The sequence below is a fragment of the Nostoc sp. LEGE 06077 genome, from assembly GCF_015207705.1.
In the GTDB taxonomy this organism is placed as follows: Bacteria; Cyanobacteriota; Cyanobacteriia; order Cyanobacteriales; family Nostocaceae; genus Nostoc_B.
The window spans coordinates 202,769-220,472 of record NZ_JADEWI010000005.1 but is presented as its reverse complement, the minus strand read 5'-3'; the positions used below and the strand labels follow the sequence as shown (position 1 = coordinate 220,472).

15 protein-coding genes are annotated in these 17,704 nt (G+C 38.9%); 8 read left to right on the top strand and 7 right to left on the bottom strand.

All coding sequences use genetic code 11. The features are described 5' to 3' along the window. The first annotated feature begins 68 nt into the window (after positions 1-68). Positions 69-1,166, top strand: coding sequence for a tetratricopeptide repeat protein (locus tag IQ244_RS05780; RefSeq protein WP_193890784.1), 1,098 nt, complete (start codon positions 69-71; stop codon positions 1,164-1,166). Between the two features lie 707 nt (positions 1,167-1,873). Here IQ244_RS05780 and IQ244_RS05775 read toward each other — a convergent pair. From IQ244_RS05775 to IQ244_RS05765, 3 genes are all read right to left on the bottom strand, one after another. Next, positions 1,874-4,555, bottom strand: a complete 2,682-nt coding sequence (locus IQ244_RS05775; RefSeq protein ID WP_193890781.1) for a filamentous hemagglutinin N-terminal domain-containing protein — start codon at positions 4,553-4,555, stop codon at positions 1,874-1,876. Positions 4,556-4,670: 115 nt separating this feature from the next. After that, a complete protein-coding gene (locus tag IQ244_RS05770; protein WP_193890778.1) occupies positions 4,671-5,402 on the bottom strand; it encodes a hypothetical protein in 732 nt (243 codons plus the stop codon). Positions 5,403-5,700: 298 nt separating this feature from the next. Further along, positions 5,701-7,518 carry an ABC transporter ATP-binding protein gene (locus IQ244_RS05765; RefSeq protein WP_193890776.1) on the bottom strand — a complete coding sequence of 606 codons (1,818 nt, stop codon included), beginning with the start codon at positions 7,516-7,518 and terminating at the stop codon, positions 5,701-5,703. A 110-nt stretch (positions 7,519-7,628) separates the two neighbouring features. On the opposite strand from IQ244_RS05765, the gene IQ244_RS05760 reads away from it, so the two are divergent. The 4 genes from IQ244_RS05760 (at position 7,629) to infC (ending at position 11,820) form a co-directional block, all read left to right on the top strand. Then, entirely contained in the window at positions 7,629-9,551 is a 1,923-nt protein-coding gene (locus IQ244_RS05760) for a serine/threonine-protein kinase (protein ID WP_193890773.1), read from the top strand. 475 nt (positions 9,552-10,026) lie between these two features. Further along, positions 10,027-10,449: a hypothetical protein gene (locus tag IQ244_RS05755; RefSeq protein ID WP_193890770.1), complete on the top strand. Its 423-nt coding sequence runs from the start codon at positions 10,027-10,029 to the stop codon at positions 10,447-10,449. Between the two features lie 98 nt (positions 10,450-10,547). After that, positions 10,548-10,724, top strand: a complete 177-nt coding sequence (locus IQ244_RS05750; protein WP_015114593.1) for a hypothetical protein — start codon at positions 10,548-10,550, stop codon at positions 10,722-10,724. 604 nt (positions 10,725-11,328) lie between these two features. Continuing rightward, positions 11,329-11,820 carry a translation initiation factor IF-3 gene (gene infC, locus IQ244_RS05745; protein WP_083889725.1) on the top strand — a complete coding sequence of 164 codons (492 nt, stop codon included), beginning with the start codon at positions 11,329-11,331 and terminating at the stop codon, positions 11,818-11,820. Positions 11,821-11,892: 72 nt separating this feature from the next. Here the strand turns inward: infC and IQ244_RS05740 are convergent, their stop codons facing one another. The 3 genes from IQ244_RS05740 to IQ244_RS05730 all read right to left on the bottom strand — a co-directional run bounded on the left by IQ244_RS05740 (position 11,893) and on the right by IQ244_RS05730 (position 13,089). Continuing rightward, on the bottom strand, positions 11,893-12,183 hold the full coding sequence (locus IQ244_RS05740) for a hypothetical protein (RefSeq protein ID WP_193890882.1): 291 nt from the start codon (positions 12,181-12,183) through the stop codon (positions 11,893-11,895). A 155-nt stretch (positions 12,184-12,338) separates the two neighbouring features. Then, positions 12,339-12,644 (bottom strand): P-II family nitrogen regulator, encoded by a 306-nt coding sequence (locus tag IQ244_RS05735; protein ID WP_193890767.1) that lies wholly within the window; start codon positions 12,642-12,644, stop codon positions 12,339-12,341. Between the two features lie 145 nt (positions 12,645-12,789). Continuing rightward, the gene (locus tag IQ244_RS05730; RefSeq protein WP_096578695.1) at positions 12,790-13,089 is read right to left on the bottom strand and encodes an RNA recognition motif domain-containing protein; all 300 of its coding nucleotides are present in this window, start codon (positions 13,087-13,089) and stop codon (positions 12,790-12,792) included. A 333-nt stretch (positions 13,090-13,422) separates the two neighbouring features. Here IQ244_RS05730 and IQ244_RS05725 point away from each other — a divergent pair, with 333 nt between their 5' ends. The 3 genes from IQ244_RS05725 to IQ244_RS05715 all read left to right on the top strand — a co-directional run bounded on the left by IQ244_RS05725 (position 13,423) and on the right by IQ244_RS05715 (position 17,329). Next, positions 13,423-14,262: an alpha/beta fold hydrolase gene (locus tag IQ244_RS05725; protein WP_193890764.1), complete on the top strand. Its 840-nt coding sequence runs from the start codon at positions 13,423-13,425 to the stop codon at positions 14,260-14,262. 99 nt (positions 14,263-14,361) lie between these two features. Further along, positions 14,362-16,059, top strand: coding sequence for a serine/threonine-protein kinase (locus IQ244_RS05720; protein ID WP_193890762.1), 1,698 nt, complete (start codon positions 14,362-14,364; stop codon positions 16,057-16,059). Between the two features lie 79 nt (positions 16,060-16,138). Next, the gene (locus IQ244_RS05715) at positions 16,139-17,329 is read left to right on the top strand and encodes a DUF4336 domain-containing protein (RefSeq protein ID WP_193890758.1); all 1,191 of its coding nucleotides are present in this window, start codon (positions 16,139-16,141) and stop codon (positions 17,327-17,329) included. Here the strand turns inward: IQ244_RS05715 and IQ244_RS05710 are convergent. Further along, positions 17,304-17,699 (bottom strand): hypothetical protein, encoded by a 396-nt coding sequence (locus IQ244_RS05710; RefSeq protein WP_193890755.1) that lies wholly within the window; start codon positions 17,697-17,699, stop codon positions 17,304-17,306. The two genes, IQ244_RS05715 and IQ244_RS05710, sit on opposite strands and share 26 nt — an antisense overlap. Positions 17,700-17,704 lie beyond the last annotated feature (5 nt).

Below are 17,704 nucleotides of genomic sequence, written 5' to 3'. Positions count from 1 at the left end.
TCTTAAATCCGCTGCCAAGATAAAACCTTAAACACAAGATTGATTGTGATATTTTGCCGTTTATAGCTATGCATCACCAAAAATATTTAATAGGGCTTCTTAGCTTCATTATCCTAGTACAAACTCGTCCTGTTTTGTCCGCACCTATCAATTCATCTGGTATTTGCCAAAAAGAAGATTCTTTATCAAGTCCGTTTCGGGTTTATTTCCCCAGATCACCCCGTCTTCAGTCTTCCCCAGAACAGAAGAATTCAGCTTTACTTTACCAAGCTCTGGAATTATCTGGCAATGGAAAACTTGACGAAGTGCTGAAAATTGCCCAAAACATCCCCGATGACTCAGAAAGATTCTATATTTTAAATAGCATAGCTGATAGTTTGGCTGCGACTGGCAAGATTTCCGAGGCTGTGAAGTTTGTCCAAAAAATTACTGATGCCTCCTATAAAGCTGAAATTTTCGGTAATCTAGCCAGAAATCTGGCTTTGTCTGGTAAGCTCAAAGACGCTTTACAAGTTGTTGCCAACGTTGAAGAAACCGATGAACGGGCTTCGGTGGTGAGTGATATAGCGATTCAGTTAACAGGGTTAGGGCGAATCCCCGAATCCTTAGAAATAGCGAGAATGGGTCGTGATAATTCCCAAAAATGCTCTATTTTAAAAGGCATATCCATCAAATTAGCAGAAACAGGGAAAGTATCTGAAGCTCTACAAATAGCCAGCACAATCCAAGAAGAAACTTCACGCGATTCTACTTTTAGTGAAATCTCTAGCAAACTTTTAGCAGATCAAAAAATTCCTCAAGCTATAGAAATAGTTAATAGCATATCTAATGAATATTATCGTAATTCTGCATTATATGATATTGCCGTTAATCTAGCGGAAAACAAGAAGTTTTCCCAAGCTTTTAAAATAGCCGAAACAATTACCACTAAACCAAAAAAAGCCGAAGTATTAGTCAAAATTGCGACTCGATATCGAAAAAACGGGCAAAAACTTGAAGCTCTACCAATTTTGGCACAAGCCCTAGAACTAACTCAAGAGAATGTAGAGGACTACGAAAAAGTTTCTTTATGGCGGGAGATATCTGACGAATATAGAAAATTGGGACAAACAGATAAATCCCTACAGATTTTATACCAAATTGATGCTCTGGAACAAAAGTTTTAACTTTTAACACAATTAATTACCAATTTGGCATTTTGGCAGATTTGCTCAAGTCTAAGTTGGTATGGTGATATCCGCGAATGTCTTTGTGCGACAATTACCGACTTGCAGAATCCCTCGGCTAACTACCGGGGGGCTTTTTTATGTGTAGTGCAAAATATTCAGTAAAGACTACCTGGAAGATATTGTGTTTGTTCTTTAGTCCAAAGTTTGAGACATTTTTTGTCAATGCGTAAGTCCTATTAGATATATGTCTAAATAGATAAATTTATGAAAATTTAAGATTAATTTTATATATAAAATTGCAATTTACTGTTAAATTACTTCAGAAAGTTAACTATTCTTATACAAGTTGCTTGATAAGAATGAAGAGCGATCGCTTGAATATTTATTTGGGCGATCGCTTGAAATTCTAGAGGAAATTATGTTGACTATTTATCATCAAATCACTTGATGTTACCAGTGAATGTAAAAAATGATAACTAACCATTAACTTGATTTAATCTTTTGATAACCAAGTTCACCGCCTCCCAAGCAAATGTATTCCTATGCCCTCCCGTCACCACTAGTTGAGAAATCAAATTAAGATTTCTACATTGTAATTAGATAATGCAAATAGGTTTGCCAAATCATTTTTTTTATAATTTTTGATTCTTCACTCATTAATGCAAGTTGAATTTCTTCATTGATTTTGATCAATTAATCACTATTTAGCGACTATGGCAAACCGTAGAGGTAACGCCTAAATTTTCACGCACAGAATTAGCTACCTGAGCAACGAGTGTAACTTCGCCTTTGTTGTTAAAGACCCAACCAGATGCAGGAACTAGAAAAAGACTATTAAGTGGTTTGGATACTTGCACAGCAGGAATTTTTGATTGATATTGTGGCTTTGCGGCTACAGTGCGGCGTGTATCTGACCATACTTCATCACTATCGAGTTGGTCATTGGGACTCGGAGGTAAGCCACCACGCCCAGCTACGGTGAATTGGTTGGCTACTTGTTCTGCTTGTGTGCCACAACCTTGAGCGATTAGTTGGGAAACATCTACTAAAGTTTGAGGTAAAGTAGTTAAACCTTGAGTTGGGTCAACATCGGGGTTGTTGATGTTAATAAATCCATTTATACCAAAAGTCGAACTGGCAGTAATATCACTTTCAGGAGTTTCAAATAGTTGGGGTTGAATACCAAAAATACCTCTTGCTGTGATATTAACTTGACCGCCATTACCTGTAAAAGCATTAGCTTTGATGTTGCTATCTTCTGAGGGGATAGCCACAATAAATGGAGCTTTGATATTAATGATGCCGCCGTTACCACCAGCAGGTAGAGTTCCTGCTGTGGTGGAGATTAAACTGTTACGGCGCAGTAGGAGTACCTCATTTAATGTGAGTGTGATATTACCACCATCACCAGAGGCTGTTTCAGCAATTAACTTGGCTTGATTATCTAATTGGACAAACCGCGCCTTGATATCTAAATTGCCAGCTTGTCCAGAGCCGTCACTACTTACTGATAATTCTGCGCCATCTCGTACCGACAAGCGATCGCTATTAATAATTAAATTACCAGCTTTCCCCGCAGCTTGAGCTTCGGTAAACAGACTACTGATGACACTCCCACCACCTATATTACCAACACCCACAACCTCTATAGAATCAGTAGCGTTGATATTCAAGGTTCCACCCGCCCCTTCCCCAAAAGAAGCAGAGCGAATTTCTCCGCCATTCTGCACTACCAACTGTCTGAGATTGAAAGTTGCATTACCGCCTACTTGACTAGAACCAAAATTAGCAGCAGAAATTCTAGCTCCATTTTCCACAGTCAGCAGTCCAGTTGTAATATTCAAGTTGCCGACATCGCCTGTAGCACCAGCCTCAGCACCGATAAAAATTCCACTCCGATTACTATCGGAGAACGAAGCAGTAGCTTGCAAAGACGTTCCACTCACAAGAATTGTATCTGAAGCTTGAATCGTGATATTACCGCCTTTACCATTATTGCGAACAGAGGTGGCTATCTGTGCGCCACCCGTAACAATCAACTTTTGTGTTTCAATCTTTAAGTTTCCGGCATTAGTTGATTGTGCTATGGATTCTTGAGCAACTTGAGCAAAAATTCCACTAGGCTGCTGACTATCAATGAGATTTCTGCCACGCAATTCCACAGAATTTGCAGCTTTGATACTGATATTTCCTGCTTGACCCAACCCAAAAGTGGAAGAATCTACAGTTGCGCCATCTCTAATGAGTAGTTTTTGAGCTTCAATTGTGATGCTGCCAGCGTTACCTGTAGCTGACTCTAGAACTTGAGACACTATACTACTAGGAAAAAAACCGTCTGGGGTTGAACCTGCCAATTCTACAAAATCTGAAGCTTTCACCTGTATATTTCCAGCATTCCCTTCACCGAAAGCAAAAGTTGCCAGAAATGCACCACCATCAATATTTAAATTTCTAGCATTGATTGACAAATTATCTTGTCTGCCTCGCTCAAAACTATTAATAAATACTAAAGAACTATCGGTCAAGTTGACATTTCTCCCTTGGAAATGAATGTCGCTACCATCATTACCACTACCATAAATAATTGCAAATTGAGAAACTTGAATATCTCGAAAATCTTGTACACCTGAATAGTTAAAGGTGTAACCTTTCTCAATTTCTGTTAATTTGACTAAACCTGTACCAACGCTACCTAGTTCAATTCTGCCTGCTGTCGTTGTCAGATTTCCTCCTTCTATTGCTACATCACCTCCTATCAATGCCAAGGTTTTACCAATAGGAGCTTTTAAACCAATAGGGTTAGGAGGATCAGCATCAGTCATTTCTCCATTCGGGCTGGCTTGGGACTGATTAACAATCCTACCGACAGTAGAACTAAAGTTTAAACCTATAGGAATGCTGACTGTTAATAATGGGTCAGGAGTATGGTTTGTCGCACTAAATTCTTTACCATCAGCAAACTTAATACTATTGGCAGTACTGGCAATAAAGGAACCGCCAACATTTAAGCTGGCATTGGGGCCAAAAACAATTCCACTAGGATTAATTAAAAATAGATTAGCCGTGCCGTTGGCTCTAATGATGCCATCTATATTAGAAATTGAGCCACCTGTTATCCGTGCAAAGATGTTTCTGACTGCCGAGTTATTGTTGAAAAAGGCAGTATCGCCTGTCATTGCAGCGGTATTGACAGAAAAGGAAAATTCTTGAAAGCTGTGAAATAGGTTTGTATCTCTCAGCGTACCGCCCTCAATGATTCTGATATTACTAGAGTTGCTGACAGTGGTATTTACAGGGAGGGTTGTATCTGGAATGATGTCTGCAACGGCTGGGTGACAAGCTAACAACCACAATATTGCCGTACAATTCCATCTCCAGAATCGCATCAGATAGTTTACCTTTACCACGGCGATCGCACCTTAATTACATAAAAATTGAGAGACTCAGATCCCCGACTTCTTCAAAAAGTCGAGGATCTGGTTATTGATGAATAGTTAAAAGTTATGACTGCTTCTTCAGGTGCTTGCGGTGTTGCAGTAGCGATCGCATCCCCAAAGCGCCTACACTCAGTAAACTAGCTGCAACAGTAGATGGTTCGGGAACTGGTTGACTATTGTTTTGCTGGTTAATAGCAAATGTTCCACCACCACTAGCCTGACTAGGAAATATACCGAAAATTCTATTAATTCCATCGAACCCGGTTAAATTATTAATCAGCCTAGAATCGTCAGACTGAATAAACCAAACTACATCAGGCTGATTACTAGCTGTTCCTGCTAAGAAGCTAACATCATACCTCAATACATTACCCGAAAAATTGATTTCAGATTGATCGAAGAAATCCTGTAAGAAACCTACAGTAACGTCAGATCCACCATCAATATTCAGATCACTGATAGTATTCCCATCAGCTTCAGTCGTTAATCGGCGAACAGTTAAATTGCCTAATGGACAAGGATCTTGACCACAAATAGCTGAATTATTTATAGAGAAATTATCCAGTGTAATATTAAAATTTTGAATTGCTCCTGGAAAATATCCTAAATTGTCATTACCTAAACCTGGTAAGGATTCAGTAACAGTAGTGTTTACATCAAAAGTAACGACTGGGCCGTTCATGGAAGCACCAGAATAACGCGCTCTTTGCGCTTGTGCAGCATCTGGCATCATAGTAGCTGCAAGAGTCATTAATGTTGCTACTCCGACAACTTTCTTCAAAGCATTGTTAATCATGGAAAAACTCATCTCTTTATTTAACTAATCTTTGCAATCAATTGCAAAGATAAAACTTGAAAAACTCATAATTTAAAGATGCGTACTGAACTCTATACAATTCAGTATTAACCCTGCTGTTGCTGCATGGAAAACAGCACTTCATTATTGTGATTTAAGCACAAATAAGTAAATATACGATATATATTTTTGGATCTCTTTGTATTTACTTTATCAAATCTACATATTTTTATAAGTAGTTTAGACGTAAATATTTATCGTTATCAATCAATTAACAATTGTCTAGACGGTTATCAATCTACTGATAACCTGCTGCTTGCAATAAGAATAACTTGGCATAAATTCCCCTAATTTCTAGCAACTCTTCATGAGTTCCTTGTTCCTTGATTTCCCCATTATCAATTACCACAATGTTGTCAGCCATTCTGACAGTAGAAAAGCGGTGAGAAATCAAAAATACCATTTGATTTTGCGTCAAGGTACGAAAATGATTAAAAATTTCAAATTCAGCTTGAGCATCAATAGCAGATGTAGGCTCATCTAACACTAAAATATCTGCTTGCGTACGCATAAAGGCACGCGCAAGAGCAATTTTTTGCCACTGTCCACCCGATAGTTCCTGTCCACCTTTGAACCAACGCCCCAGTTGGGTTTGAAAACTTTGGGGCAATTTTTCAATAAAAGACTGGGCTAATCCTTTTTGGGCTGCAACTTGCCAGCGATGTTTATCTTCAAGATTTTTAACATCACCAACACCAATATTTTCACCAACGGTGAATTGATAACGCACAAAGTTTTGGAAAATTACGCCAATGCGTCGCCGCAATATATCAACATCCCATTCTTGTAAGTCCAACCCATCTAATAAAATCCTCCCGGAATCTGGAGTGTAAAGTCGGGTCAAGAGTTTAATTAAGGTAGTTTTACCAGAACCATTTTCACCAACAATTGCTAGTTTTTCTCCAGGTTTTAAATGTAGGGAGATATTTTTTAAAGCTGGTTTATTACTACCTGGATAAGTAAAGGATACATTCTCAAAGCGAATCCCATCTTGGGGAGATAGACCTTGATTAGCATAACCCCAAGGTGTAGTGACTTTTTCTTCTAAGAAGTCGTAGAGGTTAGATAAATATAAGTTATCTTCGTACATCCCACCAATGGAAGTCAGGGCGTTAGAAAAAGTCGCTTGTCCTTGACGAAATACTGTGAGATACATTGTCATATCGCCTAAAGAAATTTTACCTGCCACTGCTTCTATGACAATCCAAGCGTAGGCAATATAAAAAGCAATGGTACTGACTAAACTTAAAAGATATCCCCAAAGTCCCCGCCGCAAAGTTAAATCTCGGTCTTCGCCATAGAGTTGATGAAAAACCTCGCGGTAACGCCCTAACAGCATTTCTCCTAGCTGGTAGAGTTTGATTTCTGTCGCAAAGTCTTCCCGCGCTAAGAGATTTTCGATGTAGTGCTGTTGGCGAGTCTCTGGCGCACGCCAGCTAAATAAGCGAAAGGCTTCACCTGCAAATCTAGTTTCGGCAATGAACGCAGGCATAGCTGCTACGATTAAAACTATCACCGCCCCAACAGAAAATTTCACTAACAACACGCCGTAGGTAATAAGAGACAAGGCGTTCTGCACTAAGCCAAATGTGCGGTTAACCAAAGAAAGGGGACGGACTGAGGCTTCGCGCCTAGCATTGGTTAATTTGTCGTAAAATTCTGAGTCTTCAAACTGATGCAGTTCTAAAGTCAGGGCTTTTTCTAAGATGAGAACATTTACCCGTTGACCAAGTAAGACGCGTAGTAAAGATTGACAAACAAGCAAACCGCGCTGACTCCCGGCTAACAAAATAACTGCGATCGCTTCTACGCCAACATACCATAAAGGGTGATAACCAGTGACTACATCACCTTGCGCTGCCAATAACACAGCATCCACAATCAGTTTACCAATGTAGGCGATCGCCGCTGGTAAAAGCCCCGCCACTAAAGTTAACGTCGCCAAAGTCATCGTCAAACCACGGCTGGTAGTCCACACTAAATTTATCGCCCGTCCGCTGTAACGGAATACGGACAGTGATTGTCGCAGAGTGTTTCGTACTTTCTTAGTCCCCATTATTATTCTTATAGCGTAGAAACACCGAGTTGGGGTGATAAGTAGATAAAGAGAAGAACTCTTCACTCAACACAACGTATACTACGGATACATTCTGCCTGTAGCTTGATATGAGCCTGTGCATCAACCCCTTCTGTCCTAATCCAGAAAACCCGGAGAATGATAATCACCGCTTTTGTCAAAGTTGTGGTTCCCAACTACTTCTAGAAGACCGCTATCGGGTCATGCGTCTTTTAAGTGATAAAACTAGCTTTGGCAAAATCTATGAAGTCTACACCAGGAATACGCCTAAAATTCTCAAAGTCCTGAAAGAACAACTCAACAACCACCCCAAAGCAGTGGAACTTTTTCAGAAAGAAGCGAATGTCTTGAGTCAATTAAATCATCCGGGAATCCCTAAAGTTGATGGTTATTTTCAGTATCAAACTAGCAATGGATTCAAGCTCCATTGTTTAGTCATGGAGAAAATTGATGGGGTAAATTTAGAAGAATGGCTACAACAACAAAGCCATCAGCCAATTTCTGAAAAACAGGCGATCGCTTGGTTAAAGCAATTAGCAGAAATTTTAAATATAGTCCATAGTCAAGGATGGTTTCATCGTGATATTAAACCTGCTAATATCATGTTACGAAATAATGGGCAGTTAGTGTTAATTGATTTTGGTACCGCGAGAGATGCCACTCATACTTATTTAGCTAAATTAGGAACAGGGAACCAAATTACAGCCGTATTTTCAGCCGGGTATACCGCAACAGAACAAGCCTGTGGTCAAGCCGTACCGCAATCAGATTTTTTCTCCCTAGGACGCACTTTTGTTTATTTACTCACAGCACAATATCCTCTCCGATTTTACAATGCCCGTGATGATGTTTTAAACTGGCGATCGGCAGCAAATGTCTCCCCAAAATTTGCCGATTCCTTAGATAATTTGATGGCAAGGAAAGCCGCAGATAGACCACAAACTCCTGAAATACTTTTGCAACAACTGCAACAACTAGAACAGACAACAACACTCAAGCCCATCCACGTTTCTCGTAAATTTCCGAGAGTAATAACTGCTGGGACACTACTACTTCTCGGAGGAGTATTAAGTTATGGGTTATATCAATTGCCTAAACTTTCATTTTTACATCACAATCAATTAGAACATCTGCAACTAGCCAACACCCTAGCAGATCATGCTCACTATGTTAAGACCCTAGCTATCACTCAAAATGGCAAAACTTTAGTCAGTGGTAGTAGTGACAAGACCATCAAAATTTGGAACTTAGCTGATAGCAGTTTAATTCGGACAATATCTGGTCATGATAGTGGAGTAATTGCTGTGGCGATTAGCCCAGACAACCAAACTTTAGTTAGTAGTAGTAATGACCAAAGCATCAGAATTTGGAACTTAGAAAGTGGTGCATTAATTCATACTTTAAATGAACATAAAGGTGCAGTATGGTCAATTACTATTACCCCAGAAGGGCAAACTTTAGTCAGTGGTAGTGGTGATAAAACCATCAAAATTTGGCATCTCAAAACTGGTGAATTAATTAAAACACTCACTAGCCATTTAAGCTCCGTAATGTCATTAGCAATTAGTCACGATGGTAAAACATTAGTCAGTGGTAGTAATGATAAAACAATTAAAATCTGGAATTTAGCAACAGGTGAATTAATTCGGACAATTAAAGCTCATGATGATGCGGTTATTGCTCTGGCTATTACTCCAGATGATCAGACTTTAGTAAGTAGTAGTAATGATAAAACAATTAAGATTTGGAATTTGACAACTGGTTCATTAATTCGGACATTAACAGGTCATAATGCCGAAGTATTTTCTGTATCTATTAGTCCAGATGGTAAGACTTTAGCGAGTGGTAGTGGTGATACCACAATTAAACTTTGGAATTTAAATAATGGTAGTTTAATTCGCACACTAACAGGTCACACTACTACTGTTTATTCTGTAGTTTTTAGTCCAGATTCACAAACTTTAGTCAGTGGTTCTAGTGATAGAAGTATCAAAATCTGGCGAGTTAAGTAGTGCGATGGTTGTGACAAAAACTAAAAAATAATTAATTAAATTAAGTTGTACTGGAAAACTATTATCCAATACATATATTTACTCATACTTTAGTTAAGATATTCTGTAAAGTTTTTGAATATCGTGTTAAGGTAGAAGATAGGAGTAAAATTCATTCATATTTTTTTAGTATTAACTGATATCTTCCACCATTATCAATAACCGTAGTGTGTGTGGGCAATGTACACAACGTACAAATCAGGTTTTGAGCAACTTTTTAGCATTGCCATAAACTAGCTGGTGCAAAATATAAGCACCCAAAAGACGCGATCACACGCCCATAATAAATGAAAGAAAAACTTTTTCTTCCCCTACACCCTTGGTTACTGAGCGCAGTCGAAGGTATGCACCATTACACCCTTGTTTCTCAAAAGTTAACAGGATTTCACCTGGAATCCCAAATAATTGTTAGTTAATTATGTGATGTTATATATTTATGGAATCTAATAAGTACAAAATTGAGTACAAGTTTCATTCAATCTCTATTGAAGAGGAATTATTAAGTAGAAAAGCCTACTACTATAAAATTTCTGGCGAATTGTGCCATAACAGTGGATTTGTCAATTCAATTTCTGAAGCTGAAAAAGAAGCTAAAGAAAAAATTGATGAAAAGTTTAACCTGATAGATAAAAAAGCTGCCTTACACAGATATTGCGTAATGCGCGATTTTGAAAGCTTTGTTGAGTTATTAAATCAACAACAGGAAATTTCTAAAGAACTTGCGTATCAAGTAGCTGCTCAATTAGCTTTAGCTTCAACTTTAAAATACTTTACCAAAGAAGCATTAAAAATTGATGTCAATGGCTCAGGAAAAGTAGATGTTAGTGGAGAACTCAACACAGATAACTTGCAGCAATAAAGTAAGATTTTGACATATTATTCTAGAGCTTGTTCTGCCTTATCTATTTTCAAGTTAGTAATTAATTTGAGGCTTAACCACAACCACAGCTAATAAATATGGCAAAAGATAAAGAACTAGCTATAAGTCACCTTAGTCTTGAAGTCAGAGAGTTGATCAAGATGTATGCTGCTGTTAACGAATGTACACAAATTGAGATGTTAGAGCGCATAGTTTTGGAGTGGAATGCCCAACAAAGTCGTAGTGAAAGACCTCCAGGAGATGAAGATGAGTAGTGGCGGCTCAAGGCTAAAATAGTACATAAATATAACTCTTGTGGTGTAGGCACTAGGCACCTTGCCTACATCAGACATGCGCCTACATCAGACATGCTAGAAGTCTATCCCCGCAGAAAACCATAACTTGATATTCTAAGCTTGCTATGCCAATAGTTTATAAATAAACTATAAATAAATTACGACTTACACATAAATACGAAAAATCAAGGGTTGGGGAGAGGGTAAAGGAGTATATGTATCTAAAACCCTTACACACAGTCTCCAAAGCTAATCTTTGTGCGTAAGTCCTAGACATATCACACTATACACTTGAATAAGAAACAGGGTTGACTGCAAAATCCCTACATTAGAGGGCTTTGAAGCTGTTTATCGTTCCCTGATAGAGTCATTAAAAATTAATAAATAACTCTTCGATGTACACAATTAGGAAATAAAATTAAAATAGTTAGGGAATACTCAAAATAATAAGAGTATTTTCGGCATTTCAGGTTAGGTAACAAAAACTCAACATTTTCTGCCAGATGGCTGAAGAAGGAGAGATAGTACTGTGTTACCTTAGTAATACTTGCAATGCAAAGTGTTGAATAATTGAGAGGAAAAAATTATCGTAGTCCAAAAGCAGCTAATTAACTCGCAAATCAAGTCACCTCAAGTCTTCTTGATTGACCATGAAAATAATAATCGTGGTTTGATAGACACCTATGAAGCTCTAAATATAGCTCAGAGCGTTGAGCTTGACTTGGTTGTAGTGTCCCAAAACGAAGACATTCCAGTAGCAAAGATTCTCAATTATGGCAAGCTTCAGTATCAAAAGAAGAAACGCCAAGGTTCAAGTGCTAGACCTACTGTAAAAGAAGTTCGGTTCCGTCCTAATGTCGGTGCGGGTGACTATAATTTGCGTATTAATCAAGCACTTCAGTGGTTGAGTAAAGGTGATTCAGTAAAATTTGCTATTCGTTTACGGGGTCGAGAAAATCAATATCGCCAGCAAGCTGGAGATATGTTAGATCGCATTGTCACTGATCTGGGTGAAGTTGGTAAAGTCCAGTCGCTGGATAAACGCTCACTGATTGTTCAAATTATGCCTGCGTAAAACGTAATCAGCGCTCTATATGCACGAAACATAGATAGAGCGCTGTCATTTACTTATGAATGGAAATTGACATTACTGGGCAGCAATTATTGTATTTTCTTGGATGCTATTTAAACAAAAACTAATATGAGAGCGAATAGCTCGCTCATAAACTACAGTTTGCTGTGTGCGTATCCCTACAGCCTGATAGATTAACTTAACTTCGGGAAATTCGCACCAGTACATCAAAAAAATGTCTTTAGCAGGTGTAATAATTTCATAATTATTCTCTTGTCTTTTTTTTCTCAGCTTACAATTATTTAGTTGTAATTTTTGTCTGAATAATTTTTCAAATTCTGGAATTATATTTGAAGTAGTTTCCATATTTGATACACCTTGCAATTGTTTGTTAGGGAAAACATGATTTTGTACTGCTCCTGAGTATGACATTAAGCTATCTGATATTAAAGCTAGTCATCTCAAAGCTTTTAATTACCTAAGACTACATATCTATAAAGACTGCCTAAGAAAAAATTTAATCAATAAAAGGCTTCTATATTTTGGCGAAAAGCAATCAAAGCGTGCTTACCTTGTTCTTCTTTGAGTGCAGAAAGAATGGCATCTGAGGCTTCTAATGAAACTATTGTCTTGATTTCAATATTAGTGTTATAGCCAGCTAAGTCTGCCAATCGTCTTCCGTGACCGCCTTCACCCTGCACTTGATTAATCGTATAGCCGCTGACGTTATGGCTTTTTAGCAGCTTAACAATACGGTCTTTCAGTACTGTTTCACCAATAATGGTGATTAAAATAGCCGGCTCAACGGGAGAGGTTGAGTTTGACATAGAGAACTCCAGAGATTAGATTTTAGCTGATTGTCCAGCCCAGGTTTTGTATTAAAAAGGCTCAAGCATTTCTGCCTAAGCCGGTACTAAATGCAATTCATGTTCTGGATTAATGGTTTAGCTTCAAGAGCTAAATCTATCAAGCTTAGTAGCGGTTACGTGCGCCGTAGCTGCCCCGATTACCACCAAATGAACCTCTGTCTTCTTTTGGTTTAGCTTTATTAACTTTCAGGTCACGTCCCATCCATTCAGCACCATCAAGGGCTTCAATAGCAGCTGTTTCTTCAGCATCTGTACCCATTTCTACAAAACCAAAACCGCGCATCCGACCTGTTTCACGGTCAGTAGGTAACTGAATGCGCTTTACTGAACCATATTCTGCAAAAACTGCATTTAGACTATCTTCTGTAACTTCATAAGAAAGATTGCCTACATAAACTGACATAGATTGTCTCCGAAATCGTAAGTGTGTGGAGATTTAGGTTTCGGAGAAAAGTCTGTAGATACCAAAAGGAAAAAGCCTGTCAATAATAAAAACAAACGCGGTCGCCGAATTAACTCTCACTTTCTAGTATGACATAGCAAGCCATTATCAGGGGTGAGTTACCAAAAGCGTTATATAAAGTTATGTAAGCAATTTATAACTCCGTGTTGGAAATAAAGTTTAATGCCGGCAACTGGCTAGATCTACGCAACCATGAACACTTACCCTTGGTATGTGCAGCCTTTCGCAGTAACATATAAGCGCAAAGCTATCTTTTCCAAAGTTAGATTGACAATGATCCCTACACGACAAACCTTAGTTAAATCTGATATTCAACTTTCGTATTTAGAGTGGAATCAAGGTCAAGAACCTTTGCTGTTATTACACGGGTTAGGCGACCATGCGCTAGTTTGGTCTAGCTTGGGAACATATTTAGCAGCAGATTACCATATAGTTGCACCAGATATGCGAGGTCATGGTGACAGTAGCAAGCCAGAGAAAGATTATAGCTTTGAAAGTGCGATCGCCGACCTCGAAATTTTGATGGATAAATTAGGATGGTCTTCCGCCCATATTGTGAGTCATTCCTGGACTGGTAAATTAGCTGTGATCTGGGCTAGACAACATCCTCAACGGGTGCGGAGTATGGTGTTGGTTGACCCGATTTTTATCTGGAAAATGCCCGAATTCCTAAAGGCGACGTTTCCGGTTTTGTACCGCTTTTTATCTTTTCTCAAAGGTATGGGGCCATTTGCTAGTTATGCAGAAGCTGAACAACTAGCCCGACAATTAAACCAATACCAAGGCTGGAACGAATTACAACAGCAGGTGTTTCAAGGGGGAATTGAACAAAAACCTGATGGTAGCTGGGGTAGTAAGTTCACCATAGCCGCCCGTGATGGCATTTTTGAAGATGTGATGCGCGTACCTGGCTTTACCAGCCCCATCGATACACCCGCCTTATTCGTCAAGTCCGATAAAGGTCTGAACCGCCAAGAATGGCAATTAAAACCCTACAAAACCAATCTAAAAAATCTCCGTTTGTGCCAAGTTCCAGGAAACCATTGGCCTTTTCTGACTGAACCTGACTCATTTAACCGGACTGTGGCTGCTTTTTTAGCAGAGTGTAAATGAGTAATTCGTCATTGGTCATTTGTCATTAGTCATTTGTCAAAAATTTCTGGACTTTTGACTTTTGACTTTTGACTCTGGACTTTTGACTTTTGCCTTACCATGAGCCTTTGTATAAATCCAGTTTGTCCCAAACCGAACAATCAAGATAACGATAAACACCGCTTCTGTCAAAGTTGTGGTTCTCCGTTGGAATTACCGGGACGTTACCGCGTCATTCGCTTGTTGAGTGACAAAACTGGCTTTGGCAAAGTCTACGAAGCATACGCAAAAGATATGCCAAAAGTCCTCAAAGTACTGCGAGAGGATTTATCAGCTGATACAGCCGCAATCAGGATTTTTCAACAAGAAGCGACTGTTCTAAGTCAATTACATCATCCGGGGATTCCCAAAGTTGATGGTTATTTTCAATATCAAACGCGCAACGGTTTGATATTACACTGTGCCGCAAAAGAAAAAATCGATGGCTGGGATTTAGAACAATGGATGAATAAACAGCAATATCGGCCAATTTCTCAAACACAAGCTATTGCTTGGTTGCAACAATTAGGAGAAATTTTACATTTAGTACATAGCAAGCAATATCTGCATCAAAATATTCAACCAGCAAATATTAAACTTCGTAGTAATGGGCAATTGGTATTAGTTGATTTTGGCACATCTATAGAAGTGGCCAAGCAGTACCTCGCTCAATTTAGTCATAGCGGTGAAATGACATCAATTATTTCATCTGGCTACAGTGCATTGGAACAAATGAAAGGCCAAGCTATACCCCAATCAGATTTTTTTGCCCTGGGACGCACCTTTACATTTTTATTAACAGGTCGGCATCCTTTAGATATGTATGATGTCCGCAAAAACTGTCTGCAATGGCGAACTTTTGCCTCTCATGTCTCACCTGTACTATTAGATTTAGTTGATTGGTTGATGGCAACGGATGTAGAGAAAAGACCAAAGAATGCTCAGGAAATTTTGCAACAGTTAGGAGAAATTGAACAACAGCAAGTTAAATTCAATATAGTAAGTAATCTACAAGCAAGGCATTTCTCGCCAACTATTGCTAAAACAGAAATAAAAGCACAACTGCCTTTGATGGCATTATTCGCTGCATTAATAGTGTCATTGGGGTTAGTTGCTTTGATTGCTTTGGGAATGCGATCGCCTAAATTTTCTGCCTTAATTACTCAAAGCCAAGCCCCTGAAAGAAAAGGTAAAATAGACTTATTTACATATCAAGAGGGTAGAGATAGTCAAGGTAAAACAGCCGAATTTAGTATTGCTATTTTATCAACAGAATATAAATGGCTGTTAAATAGCAATTTTCAAATTAAACATAATGATCAAGTTGTCAGTCTGGATTTTTTAAAGTTAAACCTAGAACAAGATGGCATCCAAAAAATTATGGAATACCCTACAGAAATTATTTCTGTAGGTACGTCCACTTGTGAAGGTGATTTGGTGGTTGCCCAACGCCGCGCTCTAGAACGTGCCAAGCAAGTACAAATTTTAGCTAAAAAACTCTTTAAAAATACATCTAGTGTGAAAGGTTATCGGTTATTAAATCTTGGTCAATTTCAGCGCCATAAATGTCAACCCCCTCAAGATAAGACTACTTATCAAAGCAGTATTATGATGATTGGTGTGAGAAAAAAATCAAAAGGTGTAATTTTAGATGAAGCATTGCGCGATAGGTTAATAAATCAGCCTTTTGCAGATTTTAATTTAGAGGATTATTCTTTGGGAGCAGTTGATAAATTTACAACCATCCCCCAACCTATTTTGATACCTGTAAAAAAGTGAATAGATAGTTTGTAAGGAAACGGTATGAGTATTTTAGGATAGGGATATGGCAAGAGATTAGCATTGGGTAAATTCATCTATGCATTCCAGCAACAACCCAAAAGATTGGTCATGGCCGTTTTGGCCTGTTGTTCCCCTTTATCCTTACAGCAGACGGCGAACACGTTGCCAAGAAATTGTTAAAGATACAATCTGGACATTTGAGCAGTTTCACGGCATTCTCTACACTATTGTACCGATGCGGATGACTGTAATTAAGCTGACAGGTGGCGGTTTGCTGGTCTATGCACCTGTTGCACCAACTAAAGAATGTGTGCGTATGGTGAAAGAGTTGGTCGCCAAGCATGGTGCGGTGAAGTACATTATTCTTCCAACGAGTTCTGGTTTAGAACATAAGGTTTTCGTCGGCCCTTTTGCGAGATGTTTTCCCCAAGCACAGGTTTTTGTTGCACCCCATCAATGGAGTTTTCCGTTCAACTTACCTTTGAGTTGGCTAGGTTTTCCGCAAAATAGAACTCAGGAACTACCAGAAGATGCTAGTCTTGCGCCATTTGCAGATGATTTCGAGTATGAGGTGTTAGATATCAATTTGGGACGAGGTTCTTTTGTCGAAGTAGCATTTTTGCATAAGCGATCGCATACTCTACTCCTAACCGATACAATCATATCTGTAGCCGAAAACCCGCCAGCTATCTTTCAATTAGACCCATACCCCTTGTTATTTCATGCCAGGGAAAATGCCCTCCAGCCTATTGAAGATAACCCAGTAAACCGCCGTCAAGGATGGCAGCGTATTTCCTTATTTGCTGTCTATTTCCGCCCCAGTGCGTTGGAAGTCACAGCACTAGGTGAAAGTTTCCGTGATGCAGTTCAAGCCCCAGACCATTCGAGAAAAGCCTACTTCGGTTTATATCCATTTCGTTGGCAAGCAAATTGGCAACAGTCATTTCACGCCTTGAGTGCTAATGGTCGTCCATTTGTCGCCCCAATTTTGCAAACCCTGATTCTTCCCCAAGCACCACAACAAGTCATTGACTGGGCAAACAAAGTTGCAACTTGGGATTTTTACCAGATTATTTCTTGTCATTTTGATGCGCCTATTGCTACTAGTCCCCGTCAATTTCGCCAAGCATTCAGTTTCTTAGAAAAGCAGCCATCAGTAAGTAGAGAAAGTCAGCCTTTATCAGAGGAAGACTGTAAATTTATCAAAGAACTAGAAGCAAATTTACTCAAGCAGGGTATTGCTACTCCTCCCAAGGAGAAGGTGTAATAAGTAAGCACGCAAAATCTATTTCTGAAGTCACAGAAATAGATTTTGCATTCGCGTTTGTTATTTTAGCGATCGCATTTGTTATATGTGGAGTCGCAGAAGTAAATTTTGCATTCGCATTTGTTATTTTAGCGATCGCATTTGTTATTTTAGCGATCGCATTTGTTATGTGTGGAGTCGCAGAAATAGATTTTGCATTCGCATTTGTTATTTTGAGCCAAAAACAAAAATAAATTACAATTACGATTAGGCTATACCAATTCCCAAGCATATAAAATACACCCCACCCGCGCTGTCGCGCACCCTCCCCTTGCCAAGGGGAGGGTTGGGGAGGGGTAATTGTATAACTCACCGGAATTGGCAATGCCATAACAT